Here is a 21,697-nt window from a genome sequence, read left to right as displayed (position 1 = left end):
GTGTATAAGAGACAGGGAAAAGGGCCGCACCGCTCACCTGCGAAGACCCGGCATGAGGTGGCGTTCTACCGGAACTACCGCACAGGGCAGGTCAGTTCAGGAATGGGCTGCACCAGGCCGTGTTCGGGATGCCTGGCATCTCTGTGGGCATGGAGATCAAGGCGCCAGGTTTGTTAGCGTGCGGGTCGAGGACACGCGAAGACACGGCCCGGTACGGGTTAGTCCGGGCAGCGCCGAAGCGCGCCGAACACCTCACTTCGCCGGCAGTCACCGTGTACGGGACTGCCAACGCCAGGTGTGACCTGTGTGTCCCTTTCTCTGTCGTTGCGCGAGGAAGGGACGGCCGGCATGCCGTATCCACACGTGATCGTCATCGGCGCGGGGCTGGGCGGGCTCTGTCTCGTACAGGGCCTGCGCCGGCGGAACATCGGATTCTCGGTGTACGAACGGGACGTCGACCTGGTCTCCCGTCAGCAGGGCTATCGCATCCACATCGACACCCACGGGGACAGCTCCCTGGCCGACTCCCTGCCCCCGGAGCTGCACCAGCTGTTCCGGGCCACGGCCGGGGTGCCGCTGCCGTGCACGCCCGTATTCGACAGCCGGCTGCGGCAGTTGGCCGTACTGGAGGGGGACGGAGGCACTCATCTCGCGGTCGACCGGCTGACGCTGCGCCGGATACTGCTGACGGGGCTGGAGGATGCCGTCACGTTCGGCAAAAGGTTCACCCACTACCGCACCGGGGCGGACGGCCGGGTTGTGGCCTGCTTCGGCGACGGGACCGAGGTCAGCGGCGATGTGCTCGTCGCCGCGGACGGGGTCAACTCCCCTGTACGCCATCAACATCTGCCGCACGCACGGGTGGTGGACACGGGGCTGCGGCAGCTGTACGGGAAGGTACCCCTCACGAAGACGACCAGGTCCCTCTTCCGGGAGGAGATGTTTGCCGTGTTCACGCCGGTCATCGGACCGGAAAGGCAGTTCGTCGGCATCGCCCCGGTCGAATTCCCCGAGCCGCCGGGACGGGCAGCCGGCCGGCTCGCGCCGATGGCGGCCCTGGACGACAGCGCGGACTACATGACGGTCTCCTTCGGATCCCACCGGGATCATCTCCCGTACGACGACGCCCAGTTGCGGACAATGACCGGATCCGAACTCCAGCGGGCAACCCTCCGGCTGATCGAGGGGTGGCACCCGCAGGTCCGCCGGATCATCGAACACTGGCTTCCCGAAAGCGTCTTCCCTCTGACCTTGCGCACCAGCGTGCCCATCCCCGCCTGGCACCCGAGCCGCGTCACGCTGCTCGGGGACGCTGTCCACGCGATGAGCCCGGCAGGCGGGATCGGCGCGAACACCGCCCTGCGCGACGCCAGTCTGCTCGCCGCCGCACTGGGGAAGGCAGCCCATGGCCGGCCGATCATCGACGCGCTCGCCGACTACGAATCCGTGATGACCGGATATGGATTCGACGCGGTGCGCACCTCAGCCGACAACGGACGGCGCATGCTCGGCCAGGACCCGTTGCCGGGGTCCTGACAGCGTCCGAGCCCAAGAGGGCCGTCACGGGGACGGATGGGAACAGTGGGGGCGGTGGGGACGACGGCGTCGGCGCTCGCGGGTTCTTTGCCGGCGCCGTGTCGCGGGTGGAAACAGCCGCCGCCTACGCAACGCTCAGCTGAGCACCGTTCATCACGATCGGGTCTCAGAGGCCGGTCGGGGGCTTGATTTACTCCCGTGTAATCGATTCCAATCCTCCGTGTAATCGATTCCACGAGGAGGTGGAACGGCGATGGCGAGCATCAAAAACGTCGCCGCCGAGGCCGGGGTCTCCGTGGCCACGGTGTCGCGGGTGCTGAACGACCATCCGTCGGTCAGTGACGACGCGCGCACGCGTGTGCTGGCCGCCGTAGAGGCGCTGGGCTACCGCCCGAATGCCGTCGCCCGGTCGCTGCGCACCGATCAGACCCGCACCCTCGGGCTGGTCATCAGCGACGTGCTCAACCCGTACTTCACCGAGCTGGCCCGTTCCGTCGAGGAAGAGGCCCGTGCGCTCGGGTACAGCGTGATCATCGGCAACGCCGACGAGCGGCCGGAGCTGCAGGACCACCACGTGCGGACGCTGCTGGACCGTCGTATCGACGGACTGCTCGTCTCCCCCACCGACGGCGGCTCCCCCGGCATGCTGGACGCCGCCCGCGCCGGGACCCCGATGGTGTTCGTGGACCGGTGGATCCCGGGCCTGGACGTGCCCGTCGTGCGGGCCGACGGACGGGCCGCGATCCGGGATCTCGTCGCGCATCTGCACGGGCTCGGGCATCGCCGGCTCGCCATCATCGCGGGGCCTTCGGCTACGACCACCGGAAGCGAGCGCGTCGCCGCCTTCCGGGACGCGCTGGCCGAGTACGGGATTCCGCTTCCCGCCACCTACATCGGCCAGGGCGACTTCCAGGTCGAGAGCGGGCGGCGGGTGACCGAAGGGTTCCTCGATCTGGCCGAGCCGCCCGAGGTTGTCTTCGCCGCCGACAACCTGATGGCCCTGGGTGCCCTGGACGCCGTACGCGCTCGTGGGCTGCGGGTTCCGGAGGATCTCGCGCTGGCCGCGTTCGACGACATCCGGTGGTTCGTGCACACCGATCCGCCGATCACCGCGATCTCCCAGCCCACGGGCGAGTTGGGGCGGGCCGCCGTTCGCGCGCTCGTCGACCGGATCGAGGGGCGGGCGCCCCAGTCCGTCACCCTGCCCGCCCGGCTCGTCGTGCGCCGCTCGTGCGGCGAACCCGGTGAGCCCGAAACCTCGTCATCCCCTGTTCGAAGGAGCAAGTCGTGAGCAACCAGGACGAGTTGCTGCGCATCGAGGGCATCCGCAAGACCTTCCCCGGTGTCGTCGCGCTGGACGGCGTCGACTTCGATCTGCGCCGGGGTGAGGTCCATGTGCTGCTCGGTGAGAACGGTGCGGGCAAGAGCACGCTGATCAAGATGCTCTCCGGCGCCTACCGCCCCGACGGCGGCCGGATCGTGGTCGGTGGCGAGGAGGTGCGCATCCACAGCGCGCAGGACTCCGCGCGGCTCGGGATCGCCACCATCTACCAGGAGTTCAACCTCGTTCCCGATCTGACGGTCGCCGAGAACATCTTTCTGGGGCGGCAGCCGCGTCGGCTCGGGATGATCGACCGGAAGCGGATGGAGGCCGACGCCGCCGTTCTGCTGGAGCGGGTCGGGGTCAATGTCTCTCCCCGGGCGCGTGTCCGTGAACTCGGCATCGCGCGGCTCCAGATGGTCGAGATCGCCAAGGCGCTCAGTCTCAACGCGCGCGTGCTCATCATGGACGAGCCGACCGCCGTGCTCACCTCGGAAGAGGTCGAGAAGCTGTTCGCGATCGTGCGTCAACTGCGCTCGGACGGGGTCGGGATCGTCTTCATCACCCATCATCTTGAGGAGATCGCCGCCCTCGGGGACCGCGTCACCGTCATCCGGGACGGGAAGTCCGTCGGGCAGGTGCCTGCCTCCACCCCGGAGGACGAGCTCGTACGGCTCATGGTCGGGCGCTCCATCGAGCAGCAGTATCCGCGTGAACGGCCGGACTCCGGCGCCGCGTTGCTCTCCGTCGAGGGGCTCACCCGGGACGGGGTCTTCCACGACATCAACTTCGAGGTGCGGGCCGGTGAGGTCGTCGGCATCGCCGGACTCGTCGGGGCCGGTCGTACCGAAGTCGTACGGGCTGTCTTCGGGGCCGACCCGTACGACCAGGGTGCTGTCACCGTCTCCGGTGGACTCGTCCCCAAGCATGACGTCAACGCGGCCATGGCGGCCGGGATCGGGCTCGTGCCCGAGGACCGCAAGGGGCAGGGGCTCGTCCTGGACCAGTCGGTCGAGGAGAACCTCGGGCTCGTCACCATGCGGGCCGCCACCAAGGGTGGGCTTGTCGACCTCAAGGGGCAACGGGTCGCCGCCGCGCGGATCGCGAAGGAGCTGGGCGTACGGATGGCCGGACTCGGCCAGCAGGTGCGGACGTTGTCCGGTGGCAACCAGCAGAAGGTCGTCATCGGCAAGTGGCTGCTCGCCGACACCAAGGTGCTGATCCTCGACGAACCGACGCGCGGCATCGACGTCGGCGCCAAGGTCGAGATCTATCAACTCATCAATGAACTCACGGCCGGTGGCGCCGCCGTCCTCATGATCTCCAGCGATCTGCCCGAGGTCCTCGGCATGAGCGACCGGGTGCTGGTCATGGCCCAGGGGCGCATCGCGGGCGAACTCTCCGCCGAACAGGCCACGCAGGACTCCGTGATGGCACTCGCCGTCAGCACACCCAGCACATCAACCGAAGCAACTACCGCACAAGCAACTACCGCTGTGGAGGGCCACCGTGGCCACTGACACGCTCAAGAGCACGCCGGGCGCGAGTGGCGTCTCGGGAATCCGTCGACTGCTCCTGGACAACGGCGCGTTGACCGCGCTCATCGTCCTGGTCATCGCCATGTCGGCGCTGTCCGGCGACTTCCTGACCACCGACAACCTCCTCAACGTCGGTGTCCAGGCGGCCGTGACCGCCATCCTCGCCTTCGGCGTCACCTTCGTGATCGTCTCGGCGGGCATCGACCTGTCGGTCGGTTCGGTGGCGGCCCTCTCTGCCACCGTGCTGGCGTGGAGCGCCACGCAGCACGGCGTCCCGGTCTTCCTCGCCGTCGTCCTCGCGATCGCGACCGGCATCGCGGCCGGTCTCGTCAACGGTTTCCTCATCGCCTACGGCAAACTGCCGCCGTTCATCGCGACGTTGGCGATGCTGTCGGTGGCGCGCGGTCTGTCGCTGGTGATCTCGCAGGGTTCCCCGATCGCCTTCCCGGACTCGGTCTCGCACCTCGGCGACACGCTGGGCGGGTGGCTGCCGGTGCCGGTCCTCGTGATGATCGTGATGGGGCTCATCGCCGCCTTCATCCTCGGGCGGACGTACATCGGCCGGTCCATGTACGCGATCGGCGGCAACGAAGAGGCCGCGCGCCTCTCGGGGTTGCGCGTCTCCAAGCAGAAGCTCGCGATCTACGCCCTGTCCGGTGTCTTCGCCGCCGCCGCGGGCATCGTCCTCGCCTCCCGGCTCTCCTCCGCGCAGCCGCAGGCGGCCGACGGTTACGAGCTGGACGCGATCGCGGCGGTCGTCATCGGCGGCGCCTCCCTCGCGGGCGGCACCGGCAAGGCGTCCGGCACGCTGATCGGCGCGCTGATCCTCGCGGTGCTGCGCAACGGCCTCAACCTCCTTTCGGTGTCCGCCTTTTGGCAGCAGGTCGTCATCGGTGTCGTGATCGCGCTGGCGGTCCTGCTGGACACCGTGCGCCGCAAGGCGGGGGCAACTCCCGCCTCCGGTACGGGCGGTGGCAACAAGGGCAAGCAGGCGACGACGTACGCGCTCGCGGCCGTCGTCACCGTGGCGATCGTCGGCGCGACCTCCTTCCTGCACAACGACTCCTCGACGTCCACGAAGCCCAAGCTCGGTCTGTCGCTCTCGACGCTGAACAACCCCTTCTACGTGCAGCTGAAGTCCGGTGCGCAGGCGGAGGCGAAGAAGCTGGGCCTGGACCTCACGGTCACGGACGCGCAGAACGACGCCTCCCAGCAGGCCAACCAGCTGCAGAACTTCACCAGTTCGAGCTACGGCGCGATCATCGTCAACCCGGTCGACTCGGACGCGGCGAGCAACTCCGTGAAGGCCGCCGACAAGGCGAAGATCCCGGTGATCGCCGTCGACCGGGCCGTCAACAAGGCCGCCGTCGACACCCTGGTCGCGTCCGACAACATCGTCGGCGGTGAACTCGCCGCCAAGACCATCGGCGAGAAGCTCGGCGGCACCGGCAAGATCGTCATCCTCCAGGGCCAGGCGGGCACTTCGGCGGCGCGTGAGCGGGCGGAGGGCTTCGCCAAGGGGCTGAAGGCCTTCCCCGGCATCCAGGTCGTCGCCCAGCAGCCGGCCGACTTCGACCGCACCAAGGGCCTCGACGTGATGTCGAACCTGCTCCAGGCGCACCCCGACGTGCAGGGCGTCATCGCCGCCAACGACGAGATGGCGCTCGGCGCGATCAAGGCGCTCGGTTCCAAGGCCGGCAAGTCGGTCTCGGTCGTGGGCTTCGACGGCACGCCGGACGGCCTGACCGCCGTCAAGCAGGGCACGCTGTACGCGTCCGTGGCACAACAGCCCAGCCAGCTCGGCAGAATTGCCGTGGACAACGCGCTGCGCGCCGCTCAGGGCAAGAAGGTGGAGACGACGGTGAAGGTGCCCGTAAAGGTGGTCACCAAGGAGAACGTGGCCGGGTTCACCGGCTGACGACGACCGGATCCACACTCCAAGTCACCACTGTGGGGAGTCAATTGATGTACGACTACGACCTCCTGGTCGTGGGATCGGCCAACGCCGACCTCGTGATCGGCGTCGAGCGGCGGCCGGGCGCCGGCGAGACGGTCCTCGGTTCCGACCTGACCGTCCACCCCGGCGGCAAGGGCGCCAACCAGGCGGTCGCCGCCGCCCGGCTGGGAGCCCGTACGGTCCTGCTGGCCCGGGTCGGCGACGACGCGCACGGCCGGCTGCTGCTCGACTCGCAGCGGGCCGCCGGGGTCGACACGGTGGGCGTCCTGGTCGGCGGCGCGCCGACCGGGGTCGCGCTGATCACGGTCGACCCGTCCGGCGACAACAGCATCGTGGTGTCGCCGGGGGCCAACGGAAAGCTGTACCCCGTGGACGTCCAGGCCGCCGGGTGCCTCTTCCAGGCCGCCCGGGTGGTCTCCGTACAGCTGGAGATCCCGCTGGAGACGGTCGTGGAGGTCGTACGGAATCTCGCGGACGGCAGCCGCTTCGTGCTGAACCCGTCGCCGCCCCGGCCGCTGCCGGCCGAAGTCCTGGCCGCCTGCGACCCGTTGATCGTCAACGAGCACGAGGCGAAGGTGATCCTCGGGGACGCGTGTGTGAGCGAGCGGCCCGAGGACTGGGCGCGGATCCTGCTGGCGAAGGGGCCGCGTTCGGTGGTCGTGACGCTGGGCGCCGAGGGCGCGTTGGTGGCCTCCAAGGACGGGGTCACCCGGGTGCCGTCCGTGAAGGTGGACGCCGTGGACACGACGGGCGCGGGCGACGCGTTCACCGCGGCGCTGGCGTGGAAGCTGGGTGCGGGGCTGTCGCTGGCCGAGGCCGCGGAGTACGCGGCCCGCGTCGGGGCGGTCGCCGTGACCCGTAAGGGTGCCCAGGACTCCTTCCCCACGGCGGACGAGGTCGCCGCGCTGTGAAGAAGGCAGGGATTCTCAACCGTCATCTCTCCGGCGCGCTGGCCGAGTTGGGGCACGGGGACGGGGTGCTGGTATGCGACGCCGGGATGCCGATCCCGAAGGGGCCCCGGGTCGTGGACCTGGCGTTCCGCGCCGGGGTGCCGTCGTTCGAGGAGGTGCTGGACGGTCTGCTGGCCGAGCTGGTGGTGGAGGGCGCGACGGCGGCGACCGAGGTGCGCGGCGCGAATCGAGCGGCCACGGCCCTGCTCGACGCCCGCTTCCCCGACGGCCTGGACCTCGTCTCCCACGAGCGGCTCAAGGAGCTGTCGGCGGACGCGCGGCTGATCGTACGGACGGGCGAGGCGCGGCCGTACGCGAATGTGCTGCTGCGCTGCGGGGTGTTCTTCTAGAAGTGTGACAGTTCGGGAGAAGGTGTAACACTTTCAAATTCGAGGGGGCCCGGTCCGTCGACCGTGCCCCCTCGGGTTTTCCCCTCCAGCATCAGGACCCCTCGTGATCCCCCCAGATCCCCCTCCAAGAGTCCTGATGCCAAGTACGACCCACGTACTACGGGGAGGGTTGTACGACATCTTGAGAAATCTTCAAGACGGGCTCCGGGTGCCGACCAAACCGGGCGGACGTAGCGTTTCAGACATGAGCGAAGACTCGGCTACGACCTTCCAGGGCGCCGTCCTCGACGAGCTGGGCGACGACAAGGTCCAGGAGATCGCGGGCCTGCTGGGCACGGACGAGGCGGGCGCGAGGGAGGTCGTCGGGACGACGGCCTCGGCGCTGTCCGGCGAGGCGGCGGCCGTGGAGACGCCTCAGGAGGCTCCGCTCCAGGGCGTGGTCACGCTGGGCGGTTTCGCGACCGGCGGGCTCATGGCCGGGGTGCTGGCGAAGGCGGCCAGGCCGGTGGCGAACGCGGTGGCCAAGAAGACGGGGCTGCCGCCGGCGACCGTCGCACGGGTCGTCGAGATGCTGATCCCGGCCGTGCTCGCGGTGCTCACGAAGCGGGCGGCAAAGAAGAAGTAACCCGCGCGGTGCGGGTGTTGGCCGGTCGGTACGGCATACTCCTGACCTCCTGCCCCACCCCGGATCGAACGGGGTGGGGCAGGGTTCAGGGGTGTGTCAGGGGTGCGGCCGTCGTCAGCGGACGGTGACCGAGACCGCCTTGGACACGGCGGCGCCGTCCTTGACGCGCAGGACCTGGACGCCCTTCTTCTGGAACTTGTCGGTCAGCTTGTAGGCGCTGTGGTTGACCTTGGCGGTCACCGGCAGCGACTTCCAGGTCGCGCCGCTCTTGACCTGCAGCGTGACCTTGCTGCCTTCCTTCAGGCCGGTGGACTTGCCGGTGAAGGTGACCACGTCGCCGAGCTTCACGGTGCTGTGGTTGGCCTTGAGGGTGATGCTCGCCGGGGCGGGCGCGGCGACGGCGGAGGTGGCGCCGACGGCGACAAGCGCCGCGGAGGCCACGGAGACGGCGGCGATACGCACGTTCACAGTTAACTCCTTGTTTGTTTCTCGAATTACTTCTCTTATGCACCTCTCAGGCTTCTCTCATACAAGAGAAAGCCCGGAAGACCGCGCTTCCGGGCTTTCTCCCGGCCCCGCGGCGAGCACGATCCTACAGACATGACCTGGGGAGATACGGTTCCGAAAAGCTCCGAAAAACCTAAATCGACAGGCTAGTCACAGGAATAGCGCGCACCGCACGGACCCTGATCTGCATTTATAAAAACGAGCTGTGTGAAGGTGACTCTCACATTCCGACTACCGGATCACGTGCTCCACGAACCGCGCCGCCGTCTCCGCCAGCACCTCGCGCCCGTCCCGCGCCCACAGCCCGTCGTTGAACAGCTCGACCTCGATGGACCCGGTGTATCCGGCGGCCTCGACGTACGACAGCCACTCCCGCATGTCGATCGCGCCGTCGCCGATCTGCCCGCGGCCGTTGAGCACGCCCTCGGGCAACGGGGTGGTCCAGTCGGCGAGCTGGAAGGTGTGGATACGGCCGCCCGCGCCCGCCCGGGCGATCTGTTCGGGCGCCCGGTCGTCCCACCAGATGTGGTACGTGTCCACCGTAACGCCGACCTGCTGGGCGGGAAAGCGCTCGGCGAGGTCGAGGGCCTGGGTGAGCGTCGAGACCACACAGCGGTCGGAGGCGAACATGGGGTGCAGCGGCTCGATGGCCAGCCGTACGCCCCGCTCCTCGGCGTAGGGCCCCAACTCCCCCAGCGCGTCGGCGATCCGCTCCCGCGCGCCGTGCAGGTCCTTGGAACCGGCGGGGAGACCACCGGACACCAGGACGAGGGTGTCGGTTCCCAGAGTTGCCGCCTCGTCCACGGCCCGGCGGTTGTCATCGAGGGCGCGGGCGCGCTCGTCCGGGTCGATCGCCGTGAAGAAGCCGCCCCTGCACAACGTTGTCACCGTGAGCCCCGCGTCACGGACCAGCTTCGCGGTCGCCTCCAGGCCGTACGACTGGACCGGCTCGCGCCAGAGCCCGACGCCGTGGACGCCCAACTCCAGGCAGGCGTCGACCAGTTCGGGCATGGCGAGCTGCTTCACCGTCATCTGGTTGATGGAGAAGCGGGAGAGTTCGGCGGCGCTCACTGGTTCACTCCGTACAGGGCGAGCAGGTTCTTCATCCGTTCCTCCGCGAGCTTCGGGTCGGGGAACAGGCCCAGGCCGTCGGCGAGTTCGTAGGCGCGGGCGAAGTGCGGGAGGGAGCGGGCGGATTGGAGTCCGCCGACCATGGTGAAGTGCGTCTGGTGGCCCGCGAGCCAGGCCAGGAACACCACGCCGGTCTTGTAGAAGCGGGTCGGCGTCTGGAAGAGATGGCGGGACAACTCGACCGTCGGATCGAGGAGTTCACGGAAACCGGCCGTGTTCCCGGTGTCCAGGACGCGGACCGCCTCCGCCGCCAGCGGGCCGAGCGGGTCGAAGATGCCGAGCAGGGCGTGGCTGAAGCCCTGGTCGTCGCCCGCGATCAGCTCGGGGTAGTTGAAGTCGTCGCCGGTGTAGCAGCGCACACCCTGCGGCAGTCGGCGCCGGATGTCGATCTCCCGCTGAGCCTCCAGGAGCGACACCTTGATGCCGTCCACCTTGTCGGGGTGGGCCGCGATGACTTCGAGGAACGTGTCGGTGGCCGCGTCCAGGTCGGACGAGCCCCAGTAACCCTCGAGTGCCGGGTCGAACATGGGGCCGAGCCAGTGCAGGACAACGGGCTCGGACGCCTGGCGGAGCAGGTGGCCGTAGACCTCCAGGTAGTCCTCGGGCCCCTTCGCTACGGCCGCGAGCGCGCGGGACGCCATCAGGATGGCCTGCGCGCCCGACGCCTCGACGAGGGCCAACTGCTCCTCGTACGCGGCCTGTACGTCGGCCAGGGACGCCGGTCCTGTGAGCTGGTCGGTGCCGACACCGCACGCGATACGGCCGCCAACCGCCTTGGCCTCGGCGGCACTTCGGCGGATCAGCTCGGCCGCGCCCGCCCAGTCCAGGCCCATGCCACGCTGGGCGGTGTCCATCGCCTCGGCGACACCGAGGCCGTGCGACCAGAGGTGGCGGCGGAAGGCGAGGGTGGCGTCCCAGTCGACGGCGGCGGCCGAGTCCGGGCTCGTGTCGGCGAAGGGGTCGGCGACGACGTGCGCCGCCGAGAACACCGTACGAGAGGTGAAGGGGGTGCCGGAGGTGACGGCGAGGGGTTCCTGGCGGGGCTCGTACGCCCTCAAGACCCCGCTGTTGTCCGGGAGTTGGATGGTCACAGGGTGATCTCCGGAACGTCGAAGCGGCGGCCCTCGGCGGACGACTTCAGCCCCAGCTCGGCGAGTTGGACACCGCGGGCGCCGGCCAGGAGGTCCCAGTGGTAGGGGGCGTCGGCGTAGACGTGGCGGAGGAACAGCTCCCACTGGGCCTTGAAGCCGTTGTCGAAGTCGGTGTTGTCGGGGACTTCCTGCCACTGGTCGCGGAAGACCTCGGTGGCGGGCAGGTCCGGGTTCCAGACCGGCTTCGGGGTGGAACTCCGGTGCTGGGCACGGCAGTTGCGCAGCCCGGCGACAGCCGACCCCTCGGTCCCGTCCACCTGGAACTCGACGAGTTCGTCGCGGTTGACGCGGACGGCCCAGGAGGAGTTGATCTGGGCGATGGCGCCGCTGTCGAGTTCGAAGATGCCGTAGGCGGCGTCGTCGGCAGTGGCGTCGTAGGGCTTGCCGTTCTCGTCCCAGCGCTGCGGGATGTGGGTGGTCGCGATGGCCTGGACGGACTTGACGCGGCCGAACAGCTCGTGGAGGACGTACTCCCAGTGCGGGAACATGTCGACGACGATGCCGCCGCCGTCCTCCGAGCGGTAGTTCCACGACGGGCGCTGGGCACTCTGCCAGTCGCCCTCGAAGACCCAGTAGCCGAACTCGCCCCGGATGGACAGGATCCGGCCGAAGAAGCCGCCGTCGATGAGCCGCTTGAGCTTCAGCAGGCCCGGGAGGAACAGCTTGTCCTGGACGACGCCGTGCTTGATGCCGGCGGCGTCGGCGAGGCGGGCCAGTTCGAGGGCGCCCTCGAAGTCGGTGGCCGTCGGCTTCTCGGTGTAGATGTGCTTGCCCGCGGCGATCGCCTTCTTGAGCGCCTCCTCGCGGGCCGAGGTGACCTGGGCGTCGAAGTAGATCTCGACGGTCGGGTCGGCGAGGACCGCGTCGACGTCCGTGGAGACGTTCGCCGGGTCGAGGCCGTGCTGCTCGGCAAGCGCCTTCAGCGCGTGCTCGCGGCGGCCGACGAGGATCGGTTCCGGCCACAGGACCGTACCGTCGCCGAGGTCTAGACCACCCTGCTCGCGCAGTGCGAGGATCGAGCGGACGAGGTGCTGTCGGTAGCCCATGCGCCCGGTCACGCCGTTCATGGCGATACGCACCGTCTTGCGTGTCACGTGTTTCCCTTCGTCCACGCACGTTTCCACGTACGTCTCAAGAACGCAGCAAGCGCTTTCTATATATGCAGAAGCTAGCCTTTGCCCACTGGTCTGTACAAGACCGTGATGGGGTCGAGTTGTTCGAGGGGGCGAACGACCGGGGCAGGTGGCCTTATGGTCTGCTCGGACGGGGGCTTCCTTTGAGCAGCCTATGTACAACGGCGTACGACAAGATGCGCGACCGGAGGACGAACAACATGACGGTGACCCTGGCGGACGTGGCGGCCCGCGCCCAGGTCTCCCCCGCGACGGTGTCGCGCGTACTGAACGGCAACTATCCGGTCGCGGCCACCACGCGCGAGCGGGTGCTCCGGGCGGTCGACGAGCTCGACTACGTGCTCAACGGTCCCGCGAGCGCGCTGGCCGCGGCCACCTCCGACCTGGTCGGCATCCTGGTCAACGACATCGCCGACCCCTTCTTCGGGATCATGGCGAGCGCGATCCAGGGCGAGATCGGGGGGCCGGGGGGCCGCGCGGGCGGGGAACGGCTGGCGGTGGTGTGCAACACGGGCGGCTCCCCGGAGCGCGAGCTGACGTACCTGACCCTGCTGCAACGGCAGCGGGCGGCGGCGGTCGTGCTGACCGGCGGCGCGATGGAGAACGCGCCGCACGCGGCGGCGGTCGCGGCGAAACTGCGGAAGCTGGGGGAGGCCGGGACGCGGGTGGTGCTGTGCGGGCGGCCGCCGGCGCCGGACACGGGGGCGTTCGCGCTGACCTTCGACAACCGCGGGGGTGGGCGCGAGCTGACGGAACACCTGATCGGGCTGGGACATCGGCGGCTTGGGTACATTGCGGGGCCGGAGGAGCGAACGACGACTCGGCACCGGCTGGAGGGCCACCGGGAGGCGCTGGCCGCGCACGGGATCGTGGAGGATCCGCGGTGGACGGTTCATGGCCGCTACGACCGGCGGTCGGGGTACGAGGCCACGCTGGAGCTGCTGCGGCGGGATCCGTCGCTGACGGCCGTGGTCGCGGCGAACGACTCCGTCGCGGTGGGGGCGTGTGCGGCGCTGCGGGAGTCGGGGCGGCGGATTCCGGACGATGTCTCCGTCGCCGGGTTCGACGATCTGCCGTTCAGCGTGGATGCGGTGCCTTCGCTTACGACTGTGCGGTTGCCGTTGTCCGAGGCGGGGGCCCGGGCGGGGCGGATCGCGATGGGGCGGGAGGAGCCGCCGCCGGGTGGGATCGCCACGGTTCGGGGGGAGTTGATGGTACGGGGGTCTTCTGGGGTACCGCGGAAGTAGGTGTCCCTGAGCCGGGTTCGAGTGTGGCCGTGGGGCTGCCCGCTTCTTGGCCAGTGTCGGGATTCCGTGAGCCGAGTAAAGGGCGCTCCGCTGCGCTACGCGTCGGCTCCGCTCCACCCTTGACTCGGCTCACGGAATCCCGTTTCAGAAGCGAGCGGGCAACCCCGAAAGACGGTTGCCCAGGTACGTAGCCCCCCGGGCCTGTCACCCCCTCACCCGGCACGGAGAAACGCGCTCGCGTCTCGCCAGCACGCCGGGTCGGCTCAGCGACTGACGCCGAGTGGATGGCACGCCCACCGGGTGGGCGGGGCACAGCGTCGGCCTGGCGGCTAACGCCGAGTGGTGCGTGTCTCCGTGTGTGTGGGGGGGTGCGTGGGGGGTGCGGGAGGCTGTGTCCTTTTCTAACCATTCAAATGCCGGTTAGGGGGTTAGTTCACGGACAGCTTCCCCGCCCCCCCCCGGCCGCCAGACCCGACTCGGCCGTACGTCCGCCGCTCGATCTCAACCGCGAAGCCGCACACCCGCACACCCGCACACCCGCACCACCGCAGAGACGAGACACGAGACACGAGCGCACACCGCCTGCCACCCCACCAGCCGCAGGCCACTGAGGCCGCTGAGGCGACGGGGCGTGCTGCCAACTCGTGGGCGGGTCCCCCCACTCGGCGTTAGTCGCTAAGCCGACCCGGCGTGCTGCCGATCTGCAGCCGCGCCGCCGCCCCACTCGGCGTTGGCCGCTGAGCCGGCGGGGCGTGCTGGCGAGGCGCTAGCGCGTCCCCTCCGCACCGGTCAGCCTCGTAATCGCCGTAACGGGTCGTCTGCCTGGGTAACCGTCTTTTCGGGTCGCCCGCTCGCTTCTCAAACGGGCTGGAGCGGCCCTAGTCAAGGGTGGAGCGCAGCGGAATCGGCGGAGCCGACGCGACCGCAGGGAGCGCCCTTTACTCGGGCCGCGGAAGCCCGACACTGGCCAAGAAGCGGGCGACCCAACGTCCACTTGTAACGCCTTGCGCAGCAGACCAGACCCCCTCGCGATGAGCCTGCCTATCCCCCGGGTCCGATCCGGTACGTGCCCGGGGTTTGGCCCATCGTGCGGCTGAACGTGTCGATGAACGCGCTGGTCGTGGACCAACCGCACTGGCGACCCGTCTCGCTGACCGTCGCCCCTTCCGCCAGAAGGACCATCGCGTGGAAGACACGGACGTTGGTGCGCCACTGCGGATACGTCATGCCGAACTCGGTTCTGAACAGCCGGGCCAGGGTGCGTTCGCTCACGCCGATGCGGCGGGCCAGCCAGGTGGCGGTACGGGGCTGTCGTAGATCCTCCGTCACCAGTGAACAGGCCTGTCGGAGAAGGGAGTTGGTGGGGGTGGGCAACGTCAGCGGCTCCACCAGGGCGCGGCGGAGCCGGTCCCGCAGGACCGCGCGCAGGCGGCGGGACTCCTGCCTCGGGAGATCCGGCTCGCTGCACGCGATGATCAGTTCGCGGACCAGGGCGTCCACGGCCACCACGACCGGAGTCCCGGAGTCCAGCAGCACGTCGTGGGCGGCGAAGCCGATGGTGTGCACCGAGCTGTGCCCGTGCACCCGGTGCTGGTGCCACATGCCCGCCGGGAGCCATACCGCCCGCGCACTCGACGCCACCCAGGACGCCTCGCCCGTCTGCACCGCCAGCACACCGGCACTGACGTAGAGCAGCTGGTGGTAGCCGTGCTGGTGACGGCCGATGACGTCACCCGCGAGGTGGGCGTGGGTGGTGTCCCGGGGCTCCGCCGACTCCTCGTCCACCGCTTCCGGCTGACCGTTTTCCGACATACCTCGGCAGAATAACGGAAGCGCCGCACCTGGCCGTCCTGCCAGCGTGAGGACATGCCCACGACGCCCCCCGCCGCCTCCCCGCCCGCGCTGAAGACCCGCCTCGCCTCCGGGATGCGCGGTGTCGCGCTCGACACCCGACCTCTCCAACACCCCGTCTTCCGGCGCCTGTTGATCGGCCAGAGCGCGGCCTACGTCGGGACGATGGTCACCGACGTCACCGTCCCGGTGCAGGTGTACGAGCTGTCCCGGTCGTCGCTGTTCGTGGGGCTGACGGGGGTCGCCGGCCTCGTACCGCTCGTGGTCTTCGGGCTGTACGGCGGTGCCGTCGCGGACCGGTTCGACCGCCGCACTCTGTACCTCGCGTCGGCCTGTCTGACCTGGGTGATCACGCTCGCCCTGCTGTTCCAGGCGGTCGCCGGCGTACGCTCGGTGCCGCTCATCCTCGGCCTCGTCGCCGTGCAGGCCGGCGCCTTCGCCGTGTCGTCCGCGGCCCGGGGCGCGATCATCCCCCGTATCGTGCCGACCCCGCTGGTGCCCGCCGCGAACACGCTGTACTTCACCGCCGGCAACGTCGGACAGGTCGCCGGCCCGTTGGTCGCGGGCGTCCTGATCTCCCTCCCGAACGGCTACAGCTGGGCGTACGGCGCCGACGCCATGCTGTTCTCCCTCCTCCTCTACTCGGCCCTGCGTCTCCCCTCCGTCAAGCCGACCGGCGAGGGAGCCGCCACCACGGGTGGGCTGCGCTCGGTCCTCGACGGGCTGCGGTTCATCGCCGTCGCGCCGGTGCTCTGGATGTCCTTCGCGGTCGACATCGCGGCGATGACACTGGCCATGCCGACCGCGCTGTTCCCGGAGGCGGCGCAGACGCGGTTCGGTGGCGGGGTGGGGCTGCTGTACTCGTCCATCGCGATCGGGTCGGTCGCGGCGGGCCTGTTCAGCGGCTGGATCGGACGCGTACGCCGCCAGGGCCGGGCACTCGCCTTCGCCGTCGTCGCCTGGGCGGCCGCGGTCGCCCTCGCGGGTACGGTCCACCAACTCCTCGCCGCGGCAGCCCTGTTGGCGGCCGCCGGAGCGGCCGACCTCGTCAGCGCGGTCTACCGCCAGACCATCCTCCAGACCTACGCCCCCGACGCCCTGCGCGGCCGCCTCCAGGGTGTCTTCACCGTCGTCGTCGCGGGCGGCCCCCGCCTCGGCGACCTGCGCGCCGGCGCCATGGCCTCCACCACCGGCCTCGGCCTCGCGTGGACAGGCAGTTCGCTGCTGTGCGTGGTCGTCGTCATGGCGGGGGCCCTGCTGGTCCGACCGTTCTGGCAGTACGACGTCACGACGGCGCCGCAACCGTCCCCGCAACCGTAGGGCGTCAATTCCTGTGCCCGGCCCCGGCCTACGATCCCTTCATGCCTCGTGCCCTCATCCTCGGTGGAACCGGACTCGTCGGACGGGCGACCGCGCTGCGGTTGCTGGGGGGTGGGTGGCAGGTCGATGTCGTCGGGCGGAACCCGGCGCGGATGCCTCCCGAACTCACAGCCGCCGGTGGGAAGTTCATCGCGGCGGACCGGGCCGACCAGGGGCAAATGCAGGCCACTCTCGGCGCCGGTGCCGATCTGCTCGTCGACTGTCTCTGCTTCACCGCCGCCGACGCCAGGTCGTTGCTGCCGCTCGCCGCGAACTCCGCTTCCACCGTGGTGATTTCGAGCCGGGCCGTGTATGTCGACGCGGCGGGCCATCACGTCAACTCGGATGTGCCGCCGCACTTCACCACACCGATCACCGAGACCCAGCCGACCCTCGCCCCGACCACCGCCATCGACTACCGCTCGCGCGAAGGCTACGGCGCCAACAAAGTCGCCGCCGAACAGGTCGTGTTGGAGAGCGGGCTGCCCGTGAGTGTGCTGCGGGCCTCGCAGATCCACGGGGTCGGGGCGTCCCCGGCGCGTGAATGGGCCGTGGTCAAGCGGGTGTTGGACGGGCGTACGGCCCTGCTGCTGGCCGGTCGGGGCGCCGGGGTCGTCCACACCACCGCCGCCGCGAATCTCGCCGCGCTCATCGAGACGGTCGCCGCGCGGCCCGGCACCCGCGTCCTCAACTGCGCCGATCCGGACGCACCCAGCGCGCTGGAGATCTGCCGGGCGATCGCGGAACACCTGGGCCATGAGTGGGAGGAGATCCTGCTGGACGACACAGCACCGGCCGGCCTGGGCCGCACCCCCTGGGACTCCCCGCACCCGATCCTCCTCGACACCTCCGCCGCCACGGCACTCGGATACCGGCCCGCCGGCACCTACGCGACCACGATCGCGCCCGTAGTCGACCGGTTGGTGGAAGCTGCCAGGAACGGCCAACCGCCCGTCGACGACGGCTACTTCGCGGAGTACTTCGACTATGCGGCGGAGGACGCCTTTCTCGCGGGGCTGAGGCTCCGCTTCCCCTGTTGACCGCGCTGCTGCGGAGTTGGGAGCAGCGGTTCGGGGTTCGGGGGTGCGCTGACCGTGTCGGTGGCCCGGCCGCCGGCGGCATCCGTGGCGGTTCTGGTGGGACCAGGCCGCTGCCCGGGCGGCCGCGCCGGCTGTCGGGAACCATGGACGCGCGACCCTTCCCGGTACTACCGTCAGAACCGCAATACCTCTGACTGAGTCAACTACCCTGAGCGAGCACCGGGGATCGATCATGACCGTCCAGGACATCCGCGCCTTCAACCGCTTCTACACGAACGTCATCGGCGCCCTCGACTACAGTCGCCACCTCTACGCCCCGTTCACCCTCACCGAGTCCCGCGTCCTGTACGAACTCGCGCACTCACCTCGTACGGACGCCGCCGATCTCCGTACCGAACTCTCCCTCGACGCCGGGTACTTGAGCCGGATCCTGAACCGGTTCGAGCAGGACGGGCTGGTCGAGCGGGCGCCCTCGGAGCGGGATCCGCGGCGGCGGCAGGTCACGCTCACCGTGCGGGGGCGGGAGACCGCCGCGCTGCTGGCCGAGCGGGCGGACGAATCCGTCGGGGCGCTGCTCGCGACCGTGCCGGAGGCCGACCGGCCACGGCTCGCCGAGGCGCTGCACACCGTACGGACGATCCTGTCGGAGGACACGGAGGAGGTACGACGGCCGCAGCCCGAGGACGTCGTGCTGCGGGAGCCCGGTCCCGGGGACCTCGGGTGGATCGTGCAGCGGAACGCCGCGCTGTACGCCGCCGAGTACGACTTCAACGCCGACTACGAAGGGCTCGTCGCGCGGATCGTCGCCGATTTCGCCGAGGACCACGATCCGCATCTGGAGCGGGTGTGGATCGCCGAGCTGGACGGGCGGCCGGTGGGGTGCGTGATGTGCGTGCGGGATGACGCCCCGGGTACCGCCCGGCTGCGGCTGCTGCTCGTCGAACCCGACGCGCGCGGACTGCGGATCGGGGATCAACTCGTCGCCGCTGTCGTCGAGTTCGCGCGCGGGGTCGGGTACCGCGACCTCGTGCTGTGGACCAACGACATCCTCGGCGCCGCCCGGCGTATCTACCAGCGGCACGGTTTCGTCCTCGGCGCCGAGAAGCCGCACCGCTCCTTCGGCCAGGATCTCGTCGGCCAGGACTGGCGGCTCGACCTGCACCAGCGGCAGTAGTGAGCGGTGACGAGTAGGGTCCGTGGCATGAAGCTCGCCTTCTCCACCCTCGGTGTCCCCGGCCTCCCCGTGACCGACGTCCTGGACCTCGCCGTCACGCACGGCTACCACGGCGTCGAGTTGCGCGCGCACCCCGAGGAGCCCGTGCACCCCGGTATCGACGCCGCCCAACGGGCCGACGTGGTCGCCGAGTTCAAGGCGTCCGGGGTCGAAGTCCTGAGCCTCGCGGGGTATGCGCGGGTGGCGGCACCGGGCGACGACGCCGCCGTACTCGCCGAGATCCGTGAACTGCTGGAGCTGGCACGGGACTTGGGCGCGCCCTTCATCCGCGTCTTTCCCGGCGGCGGCACCGAGCAGTCCGTGGAGGAGGCCGACGCCACGGCCGCGCGGCGGCTCGGTACCGCGGCGGAGTGGGGTGCCGACCTCGGCGTACGGGTCCTGCTGGAGACCCACGACTCGCACCGCACCGGCGCGGACGCGCTCCGCGTGCTCGGCCCGGTCGGGCACCGGCAGGCCGGCGCGCTGTGGGACGTCATGCACACCTGGCTCGGCGGCGAGCAGCCGTCGGAGACGATCGCCGCGCTGGGCCCGTACCTCGGATACGTCCAGGTCAAGGACATCGCGTCGGCCGCCGACACCACCCCGCTGCCGCTCGGTTCCGGAGTCCTCCCGCTCGCCGAGTGCGTCGAGGTCCTCTCCCGGCACGAATGGGACGGCTGGCTGTGCTGGGAGTACGAGAAGCGCTGGTACGAGGCCGCCGCCCCGCTCCCCGGACTGCTGGCCGCCGGCCACGATCACCTGGCGCGGCTGCTCAACGACTCCGCGTAAACAACTGGCGGCCCCGGCAGGCCGCGGCTTAGGGTCCCCCGGTGCCTCCTCACCCCGCCCCGCGCCCCGTCATGCCCTCATGAGCCCCAGCCTCACCCATACGTTGATCGACGTCCGGCCCCTACGGACGTCCCCGGTGTTCCGGCGGCTGCTGATCGGGCGGACGGTGTCCGTGCTCGGCGGGTTCATGACCATGGTGACCGTCATGTACCAGGTCTGGGACATGACCCACAGCACGGTCTGGACAGGCGCGGTCGGACTGGCGAACGCGGTGCCTACTGTGGTCGTCGGGCTGTTCGCCGGTTCATGGGTGGACCGGGGTGACCGGCGGCGCATCTACCTCTTCAACACCGTGGCGCAGGCGGTCTGTTCGCTGCTCCTCGCCGTACAGGGGTTCACCGGTCACGTCCCGGTGCTCGGTGTGCTCGCGCTGGTCGCCGCGCAGTCGTGCTTCGGCGCGGTGGGCGGCCCGGCGTCGGGCGTGTTCATACCCCGGCTGCTGCCGAAGGACCAGGTGGCGGCCGGTCTCGCCCTCAACACCATGTCGTTCACGACCATGATGCTCGTCGGCCCCGCGCTCGGCGGCCTGCTGATCGGCTGGGCGGGCATCGGCGCCTGCTACCTGGCCGACGCGCTCACCTTCCTCCTCGGGTTCTACGGCGCCTTCGGCCTGCCCGCGCTGCCGCCGGAGGGCGAGCCGTCGCGGGCCGGACTGCACGGTGTCCTGGACGGCCTGCGCTTCCTGGCCGGCCACCGGGTGGTGCGCGGCGCGCTGCTCACCGACCTGGCGGCGACGGTCCTCGCGATGCCGATCAGCCTGTTCCCGCTGATCAACTCCGAGCGGTTCGGGGGTGATCCGCGCACCCTGGGCCTGTTCCTCTCGGCGATCTCGGTCGGTGGCATCACGGCGTCCGTCTTCTCCGGCACCGTCACCCGGCTCGGCCGCCCGGGCCTGGTGATGCTGCTCGGCGCGAGCACGTGGGGCGCCGCGCTGGCGGCCTTCGGCCTGATGACGAACCCGTGGGCGGGCCTCGCGTTCCTCGCCCTGGCCGGCGCCGCCGACTCCACGTCCGTGCTCTCCCGCAGCACGATCATCCAGACCCACACCCCGGACGCCCTCCTGGGCCGCGTCTCCGCCGCCGAACAGATCGTCGGCCAGGCGGGCCCCAACCTCGGCAACCTCCGCGGCGGCCTGGTCGCGGGCTGGACCTCGGGCGCGACGGCCCTGTTCACCGGCGGGCTGCTGTGTGTGCTGGCGGTGGCGGGGGTGGGGGCGAGTACGCCGGAACTGCGCGCCGGGGCGGGGGCCGGGGTCACACCGGACGAGCCGTGAGCGGCGCCGTCCCGTCCAGGCACCAGTCCAGCACCGCGGGCCACGAGCCGTAACCGGCGACTAGGTCCAAGTGGCCCGCGCCCGCGATGAGTTCGGTGGGGATGCCGAACGGATCGCCGTAGGCGGTGCGGGCGTTCTCCGGGCAGTGCGGGTCGTCGTCACCGGCGACCAGGCGGACGTCTCCGGGAAGCGTGAAGTCGGCGGCGGGCGGGGCGAATCCGGCCACCTCCGGATACTGCGCGACCACAGCACGGGAGGGCGGTCCGACCAGGAGCACCCGGTCCACCGCACCGCCCTGGACCTGCCCGCGGGCGACGGCGTGCAGCCAGAGCAGCGCCGAGGCACTGTGTCCGAGGACGACCCGCTCGGCACCGCCGCCGTTCTTCAACTCGCCCAGGCAACGCGCGAGTTCACCCAGCCACACGTCCAGGTCGGGTGCGTCGGGATCGGGCAACTGGGGGTAGACGACGTGATGACCGAGCTCCCCGAGCCGGTCGGCCAGCCAGTGCTGCCAGTGCTCCTTCGGGCGGTGGTTCTGCCAGCCGTGGAGGATGAGGTAGGAGTTCATGAGGACGATCGTTTCCGATCACCGGCCGATCGGTCCAGCCGGTCGCGCCCGGACGTCCCTGCGCGAAGTCACCGCCGACGCCCGATCCGGAGCCGGCG

19 protein-coding genes are annotated in these 21,697 nt (G+C 70.2%); 13 read left to right on the top strand and 6 right to left on the bottom strand.

Features of this window, described 5'->3' with window-relative positions; translation table 11 throughout:
* The first annotated feature begins 348 nt into the window (after window positions 1-348).
* The 7 genes from OO69_RS29660 (at window position 349) to OO69_RS29630 (ending at window position 8,277) form a co-directional block, all read left to right on the top strand.
* Window positions 349-1,536 carry an FAD-dependent oxidoreductase gene (locus tag OO69_RS29660; RefSeq protein WP_199811054.1) on the top strand — a complete coding sequence of 396 codons (1,188 nt, stop codon included), beginning with the start codon at window positions 349-351 and terminating at the stop codon, window positions 1,534-1,536.
* 253 nt (window positions 1,537-1,789) lie between these two features.
* Entirely contained in the window at window positions 1,790-2,827 is a 1,038-nt protein-coding gene (locus tag OO69_RS29655) for a LacI family DNA-binding transcriptional regulator (RefSeq protein WP_033283892.1), read from the top strand.
* The gene (locus OO69_RS29650; protein ID WP_033283891.1) at window positions 2,824-4,377 is read left to right on the top strand and encodes a sugar ABC transporter ATP-binding protein; all 1,554 of its coding nucleotides are present in this window, start codon (window positions 2,824-2,826) and stop codon (window positions 4,375-4,377) included. The genes OO69_RS29655 and OO69_RS29650 overlap by 4 nt, the downstream gene beginning before the upstream one ends.
* Window positions 4,367-6,313, top strand: a complete 1,947-nt coding sequence (locus OO69_RS29645) for a substrate-binding domain-containing protein (protein ID WP_033283890.1) — start codon at window positions 4,367-4,369, stop codon at window positions 6,311-6,313. Before OO69_RS29650 ends, OO69_RS29645 begins: the two co-directional genes overlap by 11 nt.
* 47 nt (window positions 6,314-6,360) lie before the next feature.
* On the top strand, window positions 6,361-7,263 hold the full coding sequence (locus tag OO69_RS29640; protein ID WP_033283889.1) for a ribokinase: 903 nt from the start codon (window positions 6,361-6,363) through the stop codon (window positions 7,261-7,263).
* Entirely contained in the window at window positions 7,260-7,652 is a 393-nt protein-coding gene (gene rbsD / locus OO69_RS29635; protein WP_033283888.1) for a D-ribose pyranase, read from the top strand. The genes OO69_RS29640 and rbsD overlap by 4 nt, the downstream gene beginning before the upstream one ends.
* Before the next feature lie 244 nt (window positions 7,653-7,896).
* The gene (locus OO69_RS29630; RefSeq protein ID WP_033283887.1) at window positions 7,897-8,277 is read left to right on the top strand and encodes a DUF937 domain-containing protein; all 381 of its coding nucleotides are present in this window, start codon (window positions 7,897-7,899) and stop codon (window positions 8,275-8,277) included.
* Between the two features lie 114 nt (window positions 8,278-8,391).
* On the opposite strand, the gene OO69_RS29625 is transcribed toward OO69_RS29630, so the two are convergent.
* The 4 genes from OO69_RS29625 to OO69_RS29610 form a co-directional block, all read right to left on the bottom strand.
* A complete protein-coding gene (locus tag OO69_RS29625; protein ID WP_051801265.1) occupies window positions 8,392-8,745 on the bottom strand; it encodes a hypothetical protein in 354 nt (117 codons plus the stop codon).
* A gap of 270 nt (window positions 8,746-9,015) precedes the next feature.
* Window positions 9,016-9,855, bottom strand: a complete 840-nt coding sequence (locus OO69_RS29620; protein WP_033283886.1) for a sugar phosphate isomerase/epimerase family protein — start codon at window positions 9,853-9,855, stop codon at window positions 9,016-9,018.
* Window positions 9,852-11,006 carry a dihydrodipicolinate synthase family protein gene (locus OO69_RS29615; protein ID WP_033283885.1) on the bottom strand — a complete coding sequence of 385 codons (1,155 nt, stop codon included), beginning with the start codon at window positions 11,004-11,006 and terminating at the stop codon, window positions 9,852-9,854. Before OO69_RS29615 ends, OO69_RS29620 begins: the two co-directional genes overlap by 4 nt.
* Window positions 11,003-12,160 carry a Gfo/Idh/MocA family protein gene (locus tag OO69_RS29610; RefSeq protein WP_033283884.1) on the bottom strand — a complete coding sequence of 386 codons (1,158 nt, stop codon included), beginning with the start codon at window positions 12,158-12,160 and terminating at the stop codon, window positions 11,003-11,005. Before OO69_RS29610 ends, OO69_RS29615 begins: the two co-directional genes overlap by 4 nt.
* A 239-nt stretch (window positions 12,161-12,399) precedes the next feature.
* On the opposite strand from OO69_RS29610, the gene OO69_RS29605 reads away from it, so the two are divergent.
* Window positions 12,400-13,446, top strand: a complete 1,047-nt coding sequence (locus tag OO69_RS29605) for a LacI family DNA-binding transcriptional regulator (protein ID WP_033283883.1) — start codon at window positions 12,400-12,402, stop codon at window positions 13,444-13,446.
* Between the two features lie 1,041 nt (window positions 13,447-14,487).
* On the opposite strand, the gene OO69_RS29600 is transcribed toward OO69_RS29605, so the two are convergent.
* A complete protein-coding gene (locus OO69_RS29600) occupies window positions 14,488-15,258 on the bottom strand; it encodes a helix-turn-helix transcriptional regulator (RefSeq protein ID WP_033283882.1) in 771 nt (256 codons plus the stop codon).
* A 54-nt stretch (window positions 15,259-15,312) separates the two neighbouring features.
* On the opposite strand from OO69_RS29600, the gene OO69_RS29595 reads away from it, so the two are divergent.
* The 5 genes from OO69_RS29595 to OO69_RS29575 all read left to right on the top strand — a co-directional run bounded on the left by OO69_RS29595 (window position 15,313) and on the right by OO69_RS29575 (window position 21,031).
* Window positions 15,313-16,617 carry an MFS transporter gene (locus OO69_RS29595; protein ID WP_078652617.1) on the top strand — a complete coding sequence of 435 codons (1,305 nt, stop codon included), beginning with the start codon at window positions 15,313-15,315 and terminating at the stop codon, window positions 16,615-16,617.
* 41 nt (window positions 16,618-16,658) lie between these two features.
* Window positions 16,659-17,696: an NAD-dependent epimerase/dehydratase family protein gene (locus OO69_RS29590; protein ID WP_033283881.1), complete on the top strand. Its 1,038-nt coding sequence runs from the start codon at window positions 16,659-16,661 to the stop codon at window positions 17,694-17,696.
* A 232-nt stretch (window positions 17,697-17,928) separates the two neighbouring features.
* The gene (locus OO69_RS29585) at window positions 17,929-18,870 is read left to right on the top strand and encodes a bifunctional helix-turn-helix transcriptional regulator/GNAT family N-acetyltransferase (protein ID WP_033283880.1); all 942 of its coding nucleotides are present in this window, start codon (window positions 17,929-17,931) and stop codon (window positions 18,868-18,870) included.
* A gap of 27 nt (window positions 18,871-18,897) precedes the next feature.
* Window positions 18,898-19,698: a sugar phosphate isomerase/epimerase family protein gene (locus tag OO69_RS29580; protein ID WP_033283879.1), complete on the top strand. Its 801-nt coding sequence runs from the start codon at window positions 18,898-18,900 to the stop codon at window positions 19,696-19,698.
* A 79-nt stretch (window positions 19,699-19,777) separates the two neighbouring features.
* The gene (locus OO69_RS29575; protein WP_033283878.1) at window positions 19,778-21,031 is read left to right on the top strand and encodes an MFS transporter; all 1,254 of its coding nucleotides are present in this window, start codon (window positions 19,778-19,780) and stop codon (window positions 21,029-21,031) included.
* On the opposite strand, the gene OO69_RS29570 is transcribed toward OO69_RS29575, so the two are convergent.
* On the bottom strand, window positions 21,012-21,599 hold the full coding sequence (locus OO69_RS29570; protein ID WP_033283877.1) for an RBBP9/YdeN family alpha/beta hydrolase: 588 nt from the start codon (window positions 21,597-21,599) through the stop codon (window positions 21,012-21,014). The genes OO69_RS29575 and OO69_RS29570 overlap by 20 nt on opposite strands.
* Window positions 21,600-21,697: the final 98 nt, after the last annotated feature.

This window comes from Streptomyces sp. NRRL F-525 (genome assembly GCF_000716605.1).
Lineage (GTDB): Bacteria > Actinomycetota > Actinomycetes > Streptomycetales > Streptomycetaceae > Streptomyces.
The sequence above is the reverse complement of the archived record's forward strand: the minus strand, read 5'-3'. Positions and strand labels throughout refer to the sequence as shown.

What these genes read in the sequence shown, in the direction of transcription:
- OO69_RS29600 (WP_033283882.1), bottom strand. Translation starts at nt 15,258, where the DNA reads ATGTCGGAAAACGGTCAGCCGGAAGCGGTGGACGAGGAGTCGGCGGAG.
- OO69_RS29585 (WP_033283880.1), top strand. Translation starts at nt 17,929, where the DNA reads ATGACCGTCCAGGACATCCGCGCCTTCAACCGCTTCTACACGAACGTC.
- OO69_RS29575 (WP_033283878.1), top strand. Translation starts at nt 19,778, where the DNA reads ATGAGCCCCAGCCTCACCCATACGTTGATCGACGTCCGGCCCCTACGG.
- OO69_RS29660 (WP_199811054.1), top strand. Translation starts at nt 349, where the DNA reads ATGCCGTATCCACACGTGATCGTCATCGGCGCGGGGCTGGGCGGGCTC.
- OO69_RS29580 (WP_033283879.1), top strand. Translation starts at nt 18,898, where the DNA reads ATGAAGCTCGCCTTCTCCACCCTCGGTGTCCCCGGCCTCCCCGTGACC.
- OO69_RS29590 (WP_033283881.1), top strand. Translation starts at nt 16,659, where the DNA reads ATGCCTCGTGCCCTCATCCTCGGTGGAACCGGACTCGTCGGACGGGCG.
- OO69_RS29595 (WP_078652617.1), top strand. Translation starts at nt 15,313, where the DNA reads ATGCCCACGACGCCCCCCGCCGCCTCCCCGCCCGCGCTGAAGACCCGC.
- OO69_RS29640 (WP_033283889.1), top strand. Translation starts at nt 6,361, where the DNA reads ATGTACGACTACGACCTCCTGGTCGTGGGATCGGCCAACGCCGACCTC.
- OO69_RS29655 (WP_033283892.1), top strand. Translation starts at nt 1,790, where the DNA reads ATGGCGAGCATCAAAAACGTCGCCGCCGAGGCCGGGGTCTCCGTGGCC.
- OO69_RS29630 (WP_033283887.1), top strand. Translation starts at nt 7,897, where the DNA reads ATGAGCGAAGACTCGGCTACGACCTTCCAGGGCGCCGTCCTCGACGAG.
- OO69_RS29570 (WP_033283877.1), bottom strand. Translation starts at nt 21,599, where the DNA reads ATGAACTCCTACCTCATCCTCCACGGCTGGCAGAACCACCGCCCGAAG.
- OO69_RS29605 (WP_033283883.1), top strand. Translation starts at nt 12,400, where the DNA reads ATGACGGTGACCCTGGCGGACGTGGCGGCCCGCGCCCAGGTCTCCCCC.